Below are 15,199 nucleotides of genomic sequence, written 5' to 3'. Positions count from 1 at the left end.
TCTTTTCATGCCGGGACTACTGTGGAGTCATGATCGAGGATGTGGGCGGGCGCTGCGCCGTCATAATTGTTGCCGCCGGCTCCGGGCAGCGCCTGGGGCACGGCATGCCCAAGGCCAGGGTTCCGCTGGGCGGCGCCACCATGCTGGCCCACGCCGTCCAGGGCGTGGTGGCGGCGGGAGTCGCCGCGCAAATCTGCATCGCCGTCCCGGCCGGGGATGACGCCATGGTTGAGCTGTGCCACCAGGTGGCGGCACGATCCGGTGCCGGGCCCGAGATGCGGTGGAGCGTGGTGGATGGCGGGGCCGACAGGGCCGCCTCCGTCCGGGCGGCCCTGGAGCTTGTCGACGCCCGGGTCTCCACGGTGCTGGTGCACGACGCCGCCCGGCCGCTGACGCCCACCGGCGTCTTTGACCGCGTGGTGGCGGCCCTGCGCGACGGCGCCAAGGCCGTCATCCCGGCCCTGGCCGTGGCGGACACCATCAAGACCGTGGTCCCCGCCGAACTGCCTGCCACCGGCGCCGGCGTGGAAAGGGTGTCCGGCACCCCCGTCCGCAACCGGCTGCGCGCCGTGCAGACACCGCAGGGCTTTGACGTCGACACGCTGCGCCGCGCCCACGCCCATGCCCAGACCCTGGACGCCGACGCGGCCGCGCAGATCACGGACGATGCGATGCTCGTTGAGGCGATCGGCGAGGACGTCTACGTGGTCCAGGGGTCCACGCACAGCCTGAAAATCACGACGCCCCTGGACCTGCTCCTTGCCGAGGCCATGTTGCAGGGGCCGCTGCGCCCGCGCTGGGTGGAGGGATGACCGCGCCCCGGCCCCCGGCAGGGCTGCCGCGCACCGGAATCGGTGTTGACACGCACGCCTTCGCGCCGGAGGCGGACGACGCCGGCACCCCGGTTCCGCTGTGGCTGGCGGGCCTGCTGTGGGAAGGCGAGCGCGGCCTGTCCGGCCACTCCGACGGCGACGCCGTGGCCCACGCCGCCGCGGACGCCCTGTTTTCGGCCGCCGGGGTGGGCGATCTCGGCACCCACTTTGGCACCGACCGGCCCGAATGGAAGGGGGCCAGCGGTGTCGCCCTGCTGGCCGAGGCCGCGCGCATTGTCCGTGCGGCGGGCTTTGACATTGGCAACATCGCCGTCCAGTTTGTCGGCAACCGGCCCACGTTCAGCCCGCGCCGTGCGGAGGCGGAGGCCGCGCTCACCGCGGCGGCCGGCGCGCCGGTGTCCGTCAGCGCCACCACCTCCGACGGCTTGGGCTTCACCGGCCGCGGCGAAGGCATCACGGCCGTCGCCACGGCGCTCGTGGTCGGGGGCGGCGGCCCGGCGGAGGGGCGGGCCGCGGCCCGAAAGGATAACCTAGAGCCGTGACCCTGCGCTTTTATGATTCCGCCACCGCCGCCGTCCGTGACTTTGTTCCCCTGCAGGACGGCCGCGTCTCCCTCTACTACTGCGGCGCCACGGTGCAGGGCGAGCCGCACATCGGGCACGTCCGCTCCGCGCTGGCGTTTGACCAGCTGACCCGGTGGCTGCAGGGCAGCGGCCTGGAGGTCACGGTGGTACGCAACGTGACGGACATCGACGACAAGATCCTGCTCAAGGCAGCCGAAAGCAACGAGCCCTGGTGGGCCCTTGCCTACCGCTTTGAGCAGGCCTTCGAGGACGCCTACGACGCCCTCGGCATCCTCAAGCCCACCTACGAGCCCCGCGCCACCGGGCACATCCCCGAGATGCACGCCCTCATCGCCAGGCTCATCGAGCGCGGCCATGCCTACCCGGCCCCCGACGGGTCCGGCGACGTGTATTTCGACGTCCGCTCCTGGGCAAGGTACGGCTCCCTGACGCACCAGAACATTGATGACATGCAGGCCGCGCCCGACGCCGATCCCCGGGGCAAGCGCGACCCCCGTGACTTTGCGCTGTGGAAGGGCTTTAAGGACGGCGAGCCGGAGACGGCCCGCTGGGAGTCGCCATGGGGTGCCGGGCGCCCCGGATGGCACCTGGAGTGCTCGGCCATGGTCACCAAGTACCTCGGCACCGAGTTCGACATCCACGGCGGCGGCCTGGACCTGCGCTTCCCGCACCATGAGAACGAAATGGCGCAGTCGCAGGCCGCCGGCCACGGCTTCGCGAACTTCTGGATGCACAACGGCATGGTCACCTACGAGGGTGAAAAGATGTCCAAGTCGATCGGCAACACGATCAACCCGCGCGAAATGCTGGCCATCGCCCGCCCGCTCGTGGTCCGCTACTACCTGGGCCAGGCGCACTACCGCTCGGTGCTCGACTACCGGCCGGGCTCGCTCGGGGAGGCCGCGGCCGCCGTCGAACGCATTGAAACGTTCATGCACGCGGCGGTGGCCAGGCTCTTTCCGGGCGGTGATTTTGGGCTGGAGGAGAAGCTCCCGGACGGGTTCCGTGCCGCCATGGACGACGACCTGAACATCCCCGCCGCCCTCGCCGTGCTGCATGAGACCGTCAGGGCCGGCAACACGGCGCTGGCCGCCAGGGACGACGCCGGAACCCTCCACGCGCTTCAGGGCGCCATGGGCATGACCTCGGCGCTGGGCGTCAACCCGACAGACGGGCACTGGGCCCGGGGGAACGGTTCCGGCGCCGAAACGGCCGCCCTGGACGTTCTCGTCAAGGCGCAGCTGGAGGCCCGTGCCCGGGCCCGGGCGGAGAAGGACTGGGCGGAGTCGGACCGGATCCGCGACCTCCTGGCGGCTGCCGGCGTCGACGTTGCCGACACGGCCGAAGGCGCCACCTGGTCCCTGAAGCACTGACCCCAACCCTCGGTTGCAATCGGGGCACTTTTCGCCAACCCTCCCTCAATGGGTGTGGAAGCGTTGCCGTTTTTTGCCCCGATTGCAACCGAACGTCCATGCCGGCGGGACCCGTGAGAGTCCGCACTTTTGGCGCCGCATATCGGGAAATATGGATTCAGGCCGTAAGCTGTTAGCTACGGGTTTGCAGTTCCCGTATTGTCGTGTGCCAAAAATGCGCGCACGGACCATCAGTTTGACGACTTCGGGGCCCTGGACAAATACCGGCACCGCACCAATCGTAAGGGTTTTACCATGGCCAACAGCTCCCGCTCCGGCGCAGTCCGCAAGCTCAAGAAGGGCCCCGTCAAGGGCACCGGCGGACTGGGCCGCAAGGCACTTGAAGGCAAGGGTCCCACTCCGAAGGCCGAGGAACGCACCTACCACAAGGCGTTCAAGAACAAGCAGCTGGCCGAGCGGTCCGCCGCCAAGCGGGGACCCGGCGGCGGCACCGCAGCGCCGCGCCGCAGCAGCGGCCCCAAGGGCAAGGCCACGGAGGAGCTGGTCACCGGCCGCAACTCCGTGGTGGAGGCGCTGCGCGCCGGCATCCCGGCCAAGACGCTGTACGTTGCGGTGCGCGTCGACATGGACGAGCGCGTGCGTGAATCCATCAAGCTGGCCACCGAACGCGGCATCCCGCTGCTGGAGGCCCACAAGCCGGAACTGGACCGCCTCACGGAGGACGCCGTCCACCAGGGGCTGGTCCTGCAGATCCCGCCCTACGACTACGAGGACGCGGTGGACACGGCCGCGGACATCATGGCCAGCTGGAAAAAGGGCCACATCACCAACGCGCCCCTGATCGTGGCGCTGGACGGCATCACCGATCCGCGCAACCTCGGCGCCATCATCCGCAGCGTGTCGGCCTTTTCCGGGCAGGCGGTCGTCATCCCCGAGCGCCGCAGCGCCGGAGTGACCGCGTCGGCCTGGAAGACCAGCGCCGGCGCTGCCGTGCGCGTGCCCGTGGCGAAGGCGCCCAACCTGAACCGCGCCATCGCCGCGTTCCAGAAGATGGGCTACTTTGTCCTGGGGCTCGACGGCGACGGCGACGTTTCGCTGCCCGATCTCGCCCTCGCGAAGGACCCCATCTGCCTTGTGGTCGGCTCGGAAGGCAAGGGCCTCTCCCGGCTCGTGCGTGAAAACTGCGACCAAATCGTCTCCATCCCCATCAACTCCGCCATGGAGTCGCTGAACGCCTCGATGGCGGTGGGGATCAGCCTGTACGAGGTTTCCAAGCAGCGGGCGGCCCAGAAGTAGCATGCCCGAAACTCTTGTTGAGGAAGTGGGCACGCTGGGGACGGCGCTCTCGCGGCGCTTCCCCCTGGGTGTCACCGCGCGGCCCGGCGGCCCGGGGCAGGACACGGTCAACGTGGCCGTGTACGCCCCCGCCCTGGATCATGTGGTGCTGTGCTTCGAGCCGCCCGGAGGCACCTGGAAGGCCATTCTGCTGCCGGACATGACCGACGGCGTGCACCACGGACTGGTCTCCGGCATGCCCGTGGGCAGCCGCTACGGCTTCTACGCCGGCGCGCCGGACGGCACGGCGGGCAACATCGACCCCGACGTGGTGCAGCTGCTGCTTGACCCCTACGGCCGCTACATTGACGAGGGCACGGGCGCCGACGGCACCGTGAAGTACACCTCCGTGCGCATGCAGTCCGACTTTGACTGGGGCGATTCCAGGAGCCCGCGGACCCCGCGGCGCGACACGGTCATGTATGAGACGCACGTGCGCGGCCAGACCATGCTGCACCCGGACGTCCCCGAGGAGATCCGCGGCACCTACGCGGGCATGGCGCATCCGGCCGTGATCAAGCACCTGCAGGAGCTGGGCGTGACTGCCGTGGAGCTGCTGCCCATCCACTTCCACATTGACGAGCCGCACCTGCAAGGCACCGGCATGGTCAACTACTGGGGCTACAACACCCTGGGCTACTTCGCCCCGCACGTGAAGTATGCAAGTGCAGGGGCCCGTGAACGCGGCCCCGAGGCCGTGCAGGCCGAGCTCAAGGGCATGGTGAAGCTGCTGCACCTGGCCGGGATCGAAGTGATCCTGGACGTGGTCTACAACCACACGGCCGAGGGTGGGCCGGGGGGCCCCGCGCTGAGCTGGCGCGGACTCGGCGAGGAACAGTACTACCGCATGCGGGACGGCAGCTACGTCGACACCACCGGCTGCGGGAACACCCTGAACTTTGGCAATCCCCACGTCATCAAAATGGCCATGGATTCGCTGCGCTACTGGGTGGAGGAGTTCCACATCGACGGCTTCCGCTTCGACCTGGCCGTCTCCCTGGCCCGCGACGGCGCCCACGAATTCACCAACCAGCACCCGTTCCTGCTGGCCGCGGCCACGGACGGCGTCCTGGCCTCCGCCAAGCTGATCGCCGAACCGTGGGACGTGGGCTACGGCGGCTGGCAGACGGGCAACTTCCCCACCGGCTGGTCGGACTGGAACGACTCCTTCCGCGACAGCGTCCGCGAGGTCTGGCTGACCGACCGTGCCGCCAGGTTTGACGGCCACCACCACGGCAGCCTGGCCAAGCTCGGCGACGCCCTGGGCGGATCCGCCGCCCTGTTTGCCCAGTCCGGGCGCAGCCCCATGGCCTCGGTCAACCTGATCACGGCCCACGACGGCTTTACGCTGGCGGACCTCACCGCCTACAACGAGAAGCACAACGAGGACAACCAGGAAGGGAACCGGGACGGGCACGGGGACAACCGCAGCTGGAACCACGGCGTCGAAGGCATCACCAACGATCCGCTGATCCTGGCCCAGCGCGCCCGCACCGCCCGCAACATGATGGCGACCCTCCTGCTGGCACAGGGCATCCCGCTCATTGGCGCCGGCGATGAGCTGGGCCGCAGCCAGGGCGGGAACAACAACGCCTACTGCCAGGACAACGAGATCGCCTGGCTGGACTGGTCCATGGACCCCGAGGCGCGGACCATGCTGGCGGCAACCAAGCGGCTGGTGCAGATCCGCCGGGACTTTTTGAATGAGCAGCCCAGCGGCTTCCCCACCCGTGGCGGCGAGGCCTTCATCCACTGGTTTGGCGCCGACGGAGCGCCCATGACGCCGGAACGGTGGACCAACCCGCACGAACGCGTCCTCACCATGCTGATGGGCTCGCCCAACGGAACCGTGGACGGACTGGTCGTCTTCAACACCGGCATCACCGACGAACTCGTGACACTGCCGGCCAACCCGCGCTTCTCCGGGGACGCCGCCGCGGCGCCGCACCCCTACAAGCTGCGCATGACGACCTCCGCGCCCCACCTGGCGGACGACGGCGAACCCACCTTCCGCCTGTCCCGCGCCGTCCCGCGCGTCCCGGCCGGGGAATCGGTCCCCGTCGAGGCCAACACGGTCCAGATCTATCGCAACCTGCTCCCCAGCCGCTGACCGGGGCCCGCTGGTCGAGCCTTTCAGGCCGGGGCCCGCTGGTCCAGCCTGTCGAGGCCAGAGCCTGTCGAGGCCCGGGCCTGTCGTCAGGCCGTGGCGATCAGGCCCAGTTCCGCGGGGCTGGCCAGGCCGGCATGGCAGGGGAGGACCTGCACGCCGTAGCCAAAGCTGCCGGAGCGGTCGATGACCAGCTCCGCCTCAAACTGGTGCCGGCCGTCGCCCAGGTCCCTGGCGTGCAGCAATTCCAGGGAGCGGGTGTCGCTGAGTTCGTCGCTGCTGCCCACGCGGCCGTAGGCCACGGAGACGGAGACGTCCCCGGGCCTCAGGGTGCCCAGGTACACGTTGGCGCGGACCCGCAGGGACTGTCCGATGTGCGGCTCATCCGCGAGTCCGTGGGATTCCACGTGTTCAATCCGGACGCCGCACCATTCACTGCGCACATTGCCGATCCACGCCGCCAGGTCCCTTGTGGCGGCGTAGTCGCGGGCCCTGGCCGCCCGGCCGGCGGCCGCCGCGGGCTGGTAGAGGCGCTGCACGTATTCCTTGACCATGCGCTCGGCCGCAACCTCGGGGCCCAGCGTGGCGAGGGTGTGCTTGATCATGGAGATCCAATGTGACGGCAGGCCGCCGCGACCTGGCTGCGACGGGCCGGCCGCCCCGGCGCCGGCAGACACCAGGTCGCCGTAGAAGCGCGGCGCCACCTGCGTTTCCAGCAGCTCGTAGAGCGCCGCCGACTCTATGTCGTCGCGCTCCGCCTCGCCGGTGCCCGCGTTGGCGGTGGGGATCGCCCAGCCGTTCTCGCCGTCGTACAGCTCATCCCACCAGCCGTCCATGACGGACAGGTTGAGGGAACCGTTGATGGCGGCCTTCATCCCGGACGTTCCGCAGGCCTCGAGCGGCCGCAACGGGTTGTTCAGCCACACGTCGCAGCCGGGAAACAGGGTGCGGGCCATGGCAATGTCGTAGTTGGGCAGGAAAACGATCCGGTGCCGGACCTCGGGGTCGTCGGTGAACTGGACCAGGTCCTGGATCATCTTCTTGCCGGCGTCGTCGGCAGGGTGCGACTTGCCGGCGATGACCAGCTGGATCGGGTGCTCCGGGTGGAGCAGCAGGGCCTTGAGCCGGGCGGGGTCGCGCAGCATGAGCGTCAAACGCTTGTAGGTGGGCACACGGCGCGCGAAGCCGATTGTCAACACGTCCGGGTCCAGCGCCGAGTCGGTCCAGGCCAGCTGCGCATCGGCGGCCCCCCGCTTCTTCCATGACGCGCGCAGGCGCCGCCGGGCATCCTCAACCAGGGCCGTGCGCAGGCGGCGGCGCAGCTCCCACACTTCGCCGTCGCTGACGTCGTACACCTTGGACCAGTCCGGGCCGTCCAGGACGTCGGCGCCGAATTTCTCGCGGGCCAGCTGCGCCAGCCGGGGGTCCACCCACGTGGGCACGTGGACGCCGTTGGTCACGGACGTGATGGGGACGTCGTCGTGGTCAAAGCCCGGCCAGAGTCCGGAAAACATTTCGCGGGAGACCACCCCGTGGAGCTTGGCCACGCCGTTGGCGCGCTGGGCCAGGCGCAGCCCCATGACCGCCATGTTGAACACCTCGGGGTTGCCGCCGTCGTAGTTCTCCGCGCCCAGCGCGAGGATCTTCTCCACCGGGACGCCCGGGGCCAGCTCGCCGGCAAAGAAATGTTCGATGGTGCTTCGGGGGAAGCGGTCGATGCCGGCCGGCACGGGGGTGTGCGTGGTGAAGACCGTGGAGGCGCGGCCGGCCGCCAGGGCCTCGTCCCAGGACAGCGGGTGCGGCGTGAGGGCCGGGTCCATGAGCTCGCGGATGCGCTCGATGCCCAGGAATCCGGCGTGGCCCTCGTTGGTGTGGAAGACTTCCGGCTCCGGCGTCCCGGTCAGGCGGGAGTGGATGCGCAGCGCCTTCACGCCCCCCATGCCCAGCAGGAGCTCCTGGGACAGCCGGTGGTCCCCGCCGCCGCCGTACAGGCGGTCCGTCACACCGCGGGCGGTCGCGTCGTTTTCGGCCACGTTGGAATCCAGCAGCAGCAGGGGCACCCGGCCCACGTCGGCGCGCCAGATGTGTGCGTGGAGCACGCGGCCCCCGGGCAGCGGCAGTGAGATCCGCACCGGGGTGCCGTCGTCTTCGCGCAGCTGGGTCAGCGGCAGCGCGTCGGGATCCAGGAGCGGGTACGTCTCCTGCTGCCAGGCGTCCTTGGACAGCGACTGCTTGAAGTAGCCCGCCTGGTAAAGCAGCCCGACGCCGATCAGCGGCACACCCAGGTCGGAGGCGGTCTTCAAGTGGTCGCCGGCCAGGATTCCCAGGCCCCCGGAATACTGCGGCAGCACTTCGCTGATGCCGAACTCGGGGGAGAAGTAGGCAATCGTGTGGGGGGCGTCCGCGCCGAGGGACTGGTACCAGCGCGGTTCGCCCAGGTACGCGGTGAGGTTCCGGTCGGCGTCTGCCACGCGCGCCACCACGTCAGGGTCCGCCGCGAGCGCCTCCAATTTTTCGCGGGATATCGCCGCAAGCAGGGCCAGCGGATCGTGCCGCACCTCGTCCCACAGCGCCGGGTCCAGCGATTCAAAGAGCTGGCTGGTCGGCAGGTGCCACGACCACCGCAGGTTGGTGGCCAGCCGCGCGAGCGCGCCAATCGGTCCGGGGACTACGGTGCGGACTGTGAACCTGCGTATCGCCTTCATGCCGGTCACCCTAGCCCATGAACGTTTCGGTCCGGCGACGCTTGTGACATAAACATCGTTCCGTGGCGTAACGAACCGTCCGCGCCCGCCATCCCCGCACGGGCAGCCCCTTCATGACGGCACGGAAACGTCCAATATCGGCGCAGGCCTTCGCATTATGGGGGCGGAGTCGCTAACGTCGTGTTTGTGACTACCTCGAAGCCCGATCCGACTGCCGCCCCCCCAGCGCGCCGGGCGGCGCCCCACCCCGCCGGCGAAGCGGCCTCGCCGTCCACCGTTGGGCCGGCCAATAATCGGCCGTTCCCGGCCGCTCCGTCCCCGGCCGAAGGCCTGCGCTTCGGGCGCATCCCCATCACCGGCGTCCAGCCCGTCATCGAGGACGGCAAGTTCCCGGCCAAGGCCGTGCGAGGGGGAGGGGTGACGGTCCGCGCCGTGGTTTTCCGTGAAGGGCACGACGCCGTCGGCGTCACCGCCGTCCTCCTGGACCCCTGCGGGACGGAGGTCCAGCGGACGCGGATGGCGCCGCAGGGCAAGGGCTCGGACGCCTGGGCCGGGACGCTCACGCCCACCGCGGAGGGCGACTGGGCGTTTGCCGTGGAGGGCTGGGCCGACCTCTACGCGACCTGGGCCCACAACGCGCAGGTCAAGATCAACGCCGGCGTGGACGTCGAGGTCATGCTGGCCGAGGGGCACCAATTGCTGTCCAAGGCGGCCCGGGACACCCCGCACCCCGAGGACGCCAGGACGTTCAAGCATGCGGCCAAGGCGCTCGCGGACGTCTCGCTCAACACCAACGACCGCCTGGCCGCCGGCACCGGCGCTGCGGTGCGTGCCGCCGTCGTCCGCTTTCCCCTGCGGGACCTGGTGACCCGCAGCCGAAGCTACCCGCTGAAGGTGGAGCGCGACGCCGCCGGCCGCGGCGCCTGGTACGAGTTCTTCCCGCGCTCCGAGGGCGCCCGCCGCAACCCGGACACCGGCGCGTGGACCAGCGGGACGTTCACCACGGCGGCCCGGCGCCTCCCGGCCGTCGCCGCCATGGGCTTTGACGTCATCTACCTGCCGCCCATCCACCCGATCGGCACCGTCAACCGCAAGGGCCCCAACAACACGCTAAACGCGGGCCCGGCGGATCCCGGTTCGCCCTGGGCCATCGGCTCCGCCGCCGGCGGGCATGACGCCATCCACCCGGACCTGGGCACCTTTGCGGACTTTGACGCGTTTGTGGCCGCCGCCAGGGAACTTGAACTGGAAGTGGCCCTGGACCTGGCCCTGCAGTGCGCGCCGGACCACCCCTGGGCCACGGAGCACCCGGAATGGTTCACCACCCGCGTGGACGGGACCATCGCCTATGCGGAGAACCCGCCGAAGAAGTATCAGGACATCTACCCGCTGAACTTTGACAACGATCCCGCCGGGCTGTCGGCGGAAATCCTGCGGATCGTGCGCCTGTGGATCAGCCACGGCGTGAAGATCTTCCGCGTCGACAACCCGCACACCAAGCCCGTCTGGTTCTGGGAGTGGCTCATCGGCACGGTCAACGCCGAAAACCCGGAGGTCGTCTTCCTGGCCGAGGCCTTCACCCGCCCGGCCATGATGGCCGCCCTGGGCCGCGCCGGCTTCCAGCAGTCCTACAGCTACTTCACCTGGCGCAACACCAAGAAGGAGCTGGAGGAGTACCTGCACCACGTCAGCCGCGTATCCGCCGGCTACTTCCGCCCCAACTTCTTCGTCAACACCCCGGACATCCTCACCGAATTCCTGCAGTACGGCGGCCCCGCGGCCTACAAGATCCGTGCCGTGCTCGCGGCCATGGGCAGCCCGCTGTGGGGCATGTACGCCGGCTACGAGCTGATCGAGCACGTGGCCCGCCCCGGTTCGGAAGAGTACATCGACAACGAAAAGTACGAATACAAGGACCGGAACTTCGCCGGCGCCGAGGCCTCCGGCAAGTCGCTGGCGCCCTTCGTCACGCTGCTGAACAGCATCCGCCGCGCGCACCCGGCCCTGCTGGACCTGGAAAACCTGACCCTGCACCAAAGCTCCGACGATTCCACGCTTGTGTTCAGCAAGCACAAGACCATCGCGGCCACGGCGGATGCCCCGGCCCGCAAGGACACCATCATCGTGGTCATCAACGTGGACCCGCACAGCATGCGCGAGGGCCAGGTCACCCTCGACCTGGATGCCCTGGAACTGGACGGGCTGTCCCCGGACGGCACGTTCATAGTGGACGAGCTCATCACCGGCGCCACCTGGAACTGGGGCAAACAAAACTATTTCCGCCTGGACGCGCACCTGGAACCGGCCCACATCCTGCACGTTCGGCGGTAGGAATGCCCTCCCCGTCTCCCCGCCGCGGAACCCGCCCCAGCGCCGGTTCCGGATCGGCCACCAGCTGATGGACAATCCACTCCTTGGCCTGATGGCGGACTGGCTCCCCGCACAGCGCTGGTATCCCCTCAAGGGCGACGCCGGCCACGGCGCCACCCTGCGCCTCGCCGGCTCCCTGGAGCTGCCCCCGCCCGCGGCGGGCGGCGGCTTCACCGTCCTGTTCGTTGACGTTGTCCCCGCCCCGACCGCGGGCGACGCCGGACCGCCCGTCACGCTGCAGGTTCCCCTGGGCGTGTCCCCGCGCCGCCCTGCCGGGCTGCCGGGCGGCGCGGTGCTCGGGCAGCTGGCCTCCGGCGACTGGGTGTACGACGCCCCCGCCGATCCGGCCTTCATGACGGCGTGGCTGGGGGTCGTTTCCGGCGCCACGCCGCTTGAGGGGGTCGCGACGTGGAACAGCGGCGCGGCAATCCCCGCGGCCGGTGCGGAGGGTGCGGGGGGCGCTCCAACGCCCGTGTCCGTGGCGGCCGTTCGGACCATGACGGCTGAACAGTCCAACAGTTCGGTGGTCTTTGAACTGGCGGGGCAGCCGCTCGTCGCCAAATTCTTTCGCGTGCTCCAGTCCGGCCCGCACCCCGAAGTGGAAGTTGGCCGGGCGCTGGCCCGGGTTGGATGCACCGTGGTCCCGGCCCTGCACGCAACGGCCAGCATTCGGCGGGACGCCGGCGGGCTGGGCGGCGAAACCGCGGGAACCACGCTGTTTGTCATCCACTCCTTCATCTCCGGCGGGAAGGACGGGTGGGAAACAGCACTGGCCGCGGCGGCCGGGGGCAGCGACTTTTCCCGCCAGGCCCGCACCATCGGCGCGGGCCTGGCCCACTTGCATGCCGACCTGCTGACCTCGTTGGGGGCGTCCGGCACGGACGGCCGGCCCGGCGCGTTTGTGGAGGCGCTCATCGCCCGGCTTACGTGGGCGTGGGGCCTGGCGGGGGCCACCGTCGGGCCCTACGAGAAGGCATTCGGCGAGGTTGTGGCACAGTTGCGCCAAATAGACCAGTTTCCCTCCTTGCAGCGCATCCACGGGGACTTGCACCTCGGGCAGCTCCTTCAGGCCGAGGAGCCCGGCGGGGTGAAATGGTACTTTCTGGACTTTGAGGGCGAACCGCTCCGGCCGATGGCCGGGCGCAGCGACCCGGACGTGCCCCTGCGCGACGTGGTGGGCGTGCTCCGTTCGCTCGACTATGCGGGGGCGCAGGCTGCCAGCCAGGGAAACGCCACGGAGGAGGAGGCGGCTGCGTGGGTCAGGGAGGCCAGCGGCGCGTTCATCGACGGATATCAAGGTGTCCGGCCCAACAGCATTGATCCAAATTCAATCCTTTTTGTGTCCTTGTGGTTGGACAAGGCGTTGTACGAGGTTGTCTATGAATTGCAGAACCGGCCCGATTGGGTTGGGGTGCCGGTGAAAGCCGTGCGGGAATTGTTTGAATCAAGGGAAAGCAGTGTGGACATGGGACCGAAGAAGACAGCGCCTCTGGCAGTCGACGCAGGCGTTTTGGCCAGTGTTTCCGACGGCACCTATTACGCGCCGCACTCGGTGCTGGGCGCCCATTTGGACTCTGACGGCTTCGCCACCATCCGGACGCTGCGCCATCTGGCGGAATCCGTGAAGGTGCTGACCGACGGTCGAAGCTACGCCATGACGCACGAGTTCGGCGGCATTTGGGTTGCCGTGGTGCCGGTGGAGGAAGCGGGACACGTCCCGGACTACCGGCTGCAGGTCCGCTATGCCGACGGCACCCATGAAGTCGACGATCCCTACCGCTACCTGCCGACCGTGGGGGAGTTGGACCTTCACCTGATGGCGGAAGGGCGGCACGAAACATTGTGGACGGCCCTGGGAGCGCATGTGCAGCGCTACCACTCCAGCCTGGGCGCCGTTTCAGGCGTCAGCTTTGCGGTATGGGTTCCCGCGGTCCGGGCAGTGCGGGTCATCGGCGAATTCAACAACTGGGACGGCCGGTCGCACGCCATGCGCAGCCTCGGCACCAGCGGAGTCTGGGAGCTGTTCATTCCCGATGCGGCAGCAGGGGACCGCTACAAGTTTGAGATCCTGACCGAACACGGCCAGTGGCTTCAGAAGGCCGACCCCATGGCGTACGGCACCGAAGTCCCGCCGCTGACGGCGTCCCGGGTCGTGGAGTCCAACTATGCCTTCCAGGACTCCGCATGGATGGCGGCGCGCGCCGCGCGCGATCCGCACAACTCACCCATGAGCGTGTATGAGGTCCACCTGGGGTCATGGCGACAGGGTCTTTCCTACCGCGAGCTGGCCGCGGAACTGGTCGAATACGTCAAATGGCTCGGGTTCACCCATGTCGAGTTCATGCCGGTGTCCGAGCACCCGTTTGGCGGATCGTGGGGGTACCAGGTCACGTCGTACTACGCGCCGACGTCACGTTTTGGGCACCCCGATGAATTCCGCTTCCTCGTCGATTCCCTGCACCAGGCAGGGATCGGCGTCATCATGGACTGGGTCCCGGCCCATTTTCCCAAGGATGAATGGGCCCTCGCCAACTTCAACGGCGGCGCACAGTACGAGCACTCCGATCCCCGGCTGGGCGAACACCCCGACTGGGGCACCCTCATCTTCGATTTCGGCAGGAACGAGGTGCGCAATTTCCTGGTGGCCAATGCCCTCTACTGGTTTGAGGAATTCCACATCGACGGGCTGCGGGTGGATGCGGTGGCCTCCATGCTGTACCTGGACTATTCGCGCGAAGACGGCCAGTGGAGCCCGAACCGTTTCGGCGGACGGGAAAACCTGGAAGCCATCAGCTTCCTGCAGGAAATGAACGCCACCGCCTACCGCCGCAACCCGGGCATCGTCACCATAGCCGAAGAGTCCACGGCGTTTCCGGGCGTCACGGCGCCAACGAGCGTCAATGGACTGGGCTTTGGCATCAAGTGGAACATGGGATGGATGCACGACTCCCTGACCTACATGGCCGAGGACCCGGTGAACCGCGGCTGGCACCACAACCAGATCACCTTCTCCATGGTCTACGCGTTCACGGAGAATTTCCTGCTCCCCATCAGCCACGACGAGGTGGTCCACGGCAAGGGCTCGCTGTTGCGGAAGATGCCCGGGGACCGCTGGCAGCAACTGGCCAACCTCCGCGCCTACCTGGCCTTCCAATGGGCGCACCCGGGCAAGCAGCTGATCTTCATGGGGACCGAGTTCGGCCAGGAGGCCGAATGGAGCGAGCAGCACGGGCTGGACTGGTGGCTGGCGGAGAACCCGCCGCACCGCGGGGTGCAGCTGTTGGTGAAGGAGCTGAACCGGGTTTACTCCGGCACGCCTGCACTGTCCGACCTGGACAACAAGCCGGAAGGCTTTACCTGGATCAACGGCGGAGACACCGCCCACAACGTGGTGTCATTCATCCGGTGGGACAACAGCGGAAACCCTCTCGTGTGCATCGTCAACTTTGCCGGCGTCGCCTATGAGGGCTATCGGGTGGGCCTGCCGCAGGCGGGTCCCTGGGAGGAAGTCCTCAACACGGACCGCGCCGAATTTGGCGGATCCAACGTGCTCAATGAGGGCCGGCTCGCCGCAGGGAATGAAGCCCGGGACGGCCAGGAGTTCTCGCTCGCCCTGCGCATTCCGCCGCTCGGCGCGGTCTACCTCCAGCCCTCCCAGGACTGACACGCCCACGTACGGATGAACACCTTCCTGCCGTTTGGTGAACCCGGCAGCATGGTGTTAGAGTTAGTACCCCGCCGGGCAAACAGTCCGGTCCTGGATAAGACCCATACATCAGGCCTTGAAAATAGGCTCGATGACATGTGTTCAAATTGAGTCAATGTGAATTGCCTGAAATTGAATGCGGGTCTGAAACATGGATTTGACTTCCTGAAAGTCTGACGGGTAAGG

General features: G+C 68.4%; 8 protein-coding genes. 7 read left to right on the top strand and 1 reads right to left on the bottom strand.

Translation table 11 applies throughout. From position 1 onward, the window contains the following. Positions 1–29: 29 nt before the first annotated feature. The 5 genes from ispD to glgX all read left to right on the top strand — a co-directional run bounded on the left by ispD (position 30) and on the right by glgX (position 6,235). On the top strand, positions 30–812 hold the full coding sequence (gene ispD, locus G6034_RS11775) for a 2-C-methyl-D-erythritol 4-phosphate cytidylyltransferase (RefSeq protein WP_176635316.1): 783 nt from the start codon (positions 30–32) through the stop codon (positions 810–812). Then, positions 809–1,375 (top strand): 2-C-methyl-D-erythritol 2,4-cyclodiphosphate synthase, encoded by a 567-nt coding sequence (gene ispF, locus G6034_RS11770; protein WP_176635315.1) that lies wholly within the window; start codon positions 809–811, stop codon positions 1,373–1,375. The genes ispD and ispF overlap by 4 nt, the downstream gene beginning before the upstream one ends. Further along, complete coding sequence (gene cysS, locus G6034_RS11765; RefSeq protein ID WP_176635314.1) at positions 1,372–2,790, top strand: cysteine--tRNA ligase; 1,419 nt, start codon at positions 1,372–1,374, stop codon at positions 2,788–2,790. The genes ispF and cysS overlap by 4 nt, the downstream gene beginning before the upstream one ends. Before the next feature lie 294 nt (positions 2,791–3,084). Beyond that, positions 3,085–4,086 (top strand): 23S rRNA (guanosine(2251)-2'-O)-methyltransferase RlmB, encoded by a 1,002-nt coding sequence (rlmB, locus tag G6034_RS11760; RefSeq protein ID WP_176635313.1) that lies wholly within the window; start codon positions 3,085–3,087, stop codon positions 4,084–4,086. 1 nt (position 4,087) lies between these two features. Beyond that, positions 4,088–6,235, top strand: coding sequence for a glycogen debranching protein GlgX (gene glgX, locus G6034_RS11755; RefSeq protein WP_176635312.1), 2,148 nt, complete (start codon positions 4,088–4,090; stop codon positions 6,233–6,235). An 86-nt stretch (positions 6,236–6,321) separates the two neighbouring features. On the opposite strand, the gene glgP is transcribed toward glgX, so the two are convergent. Further along, complete coding sequence (glgP, locus tag G6034_RS11750; RefSeq protein WP_176635311.1) at positions 6,322–8,937, bottom strand: alpha-glucan family phosphorylase; 2,616 nt, start codon at positions 8,935–8,937, stop codon at positions 6,322–6,324. Positions 8,938–9,267: 330 nt separating this feature from the next. Here glgP and G6034_RS11745 point away from each other — a divergent pair, with 330 nt between their 5' ends. Both G6034_RS11745 and glgB read left to right on the top strand, forming a co-directional pair. After that, entirely contained in the window at positions 9,268–11,268 is a 2,001-nt protein-coding gene (locus G6034_RS11745) for an alpha-1,4-glucan--maltose-1-phosphate maltosyltransferase (RefSeq protein ID WP_218063854.1), read from the top strand. Positions 11,269–11,335: 67 nt separating this feature from the next. Then, a complete protein-coding gene (gene glgB, locus G6034_RS11740; protein ID WP_176635309.1) occupies positions 11,336–14,971 on the top strand; it encodes a 1,4-alpha-glucan branching protein GlgB in 3,636 nt (1,211 codons plus the stop codon). Positions 14,972–15,199 lie beyond the last annotated feature (228 nt).

Source organism: Arthrobacter wenxiniae, from assembly GCF_013376105.1.
Classification (GTDB): Bacteria; Actinomycetota; Actinomycetes; order Actinomycetales; family Micrococcaceae; genus Specibacter; species Specibacter wenxiniae.
Note: the sequence above shows the minus strand (reverse complement) of the source record. Positions and strands in the feature narration are given on the sequence as shown.

Bases quoted from the DNA above. Each gene is read 5' to 3' on its own strand.
- glgX (WP_176635312.1), top strand. From the start codon at position 4,088: ATGCCCGAAACTCTTGTTGAGGAAGTGGGCACGCTGGGGACGGCGCTC.
- glgB (WP_176635309.1), top strand. From the start codon at position 11,336: ATGGACAATCCACTCCTTGGCCTGATGGCGGACTGGCTCCCCGCACAG.
- ispD (WP_176635316.1), top strand. From the start codon at position 30: ATGATCGAGGATGTGGGCGGGCGCTGCGCCGTCATAATTGTTGCCGCC.
- glgP (WP_176635311.1), bottom strand. From the start codon at position 8,937: ATGAAGGCGATACGCAGGTTCACAGTCCGCACCGTAGTCCCCGGACCG.
- ispF (WP_176635315.1), top strand. From the start codon at position 809: ATGACCGCGCCCCGGCCCCCGGCAGGGCTGCCGCGCACCGGAATCGGT.
- rlmB (WP_176635313.1), top strand. From the start codon at position 3,085: ATGGCCAACAGCTCCCGCTCCGGCGCAGTCCGCAAGCTCAAGAAGGGC.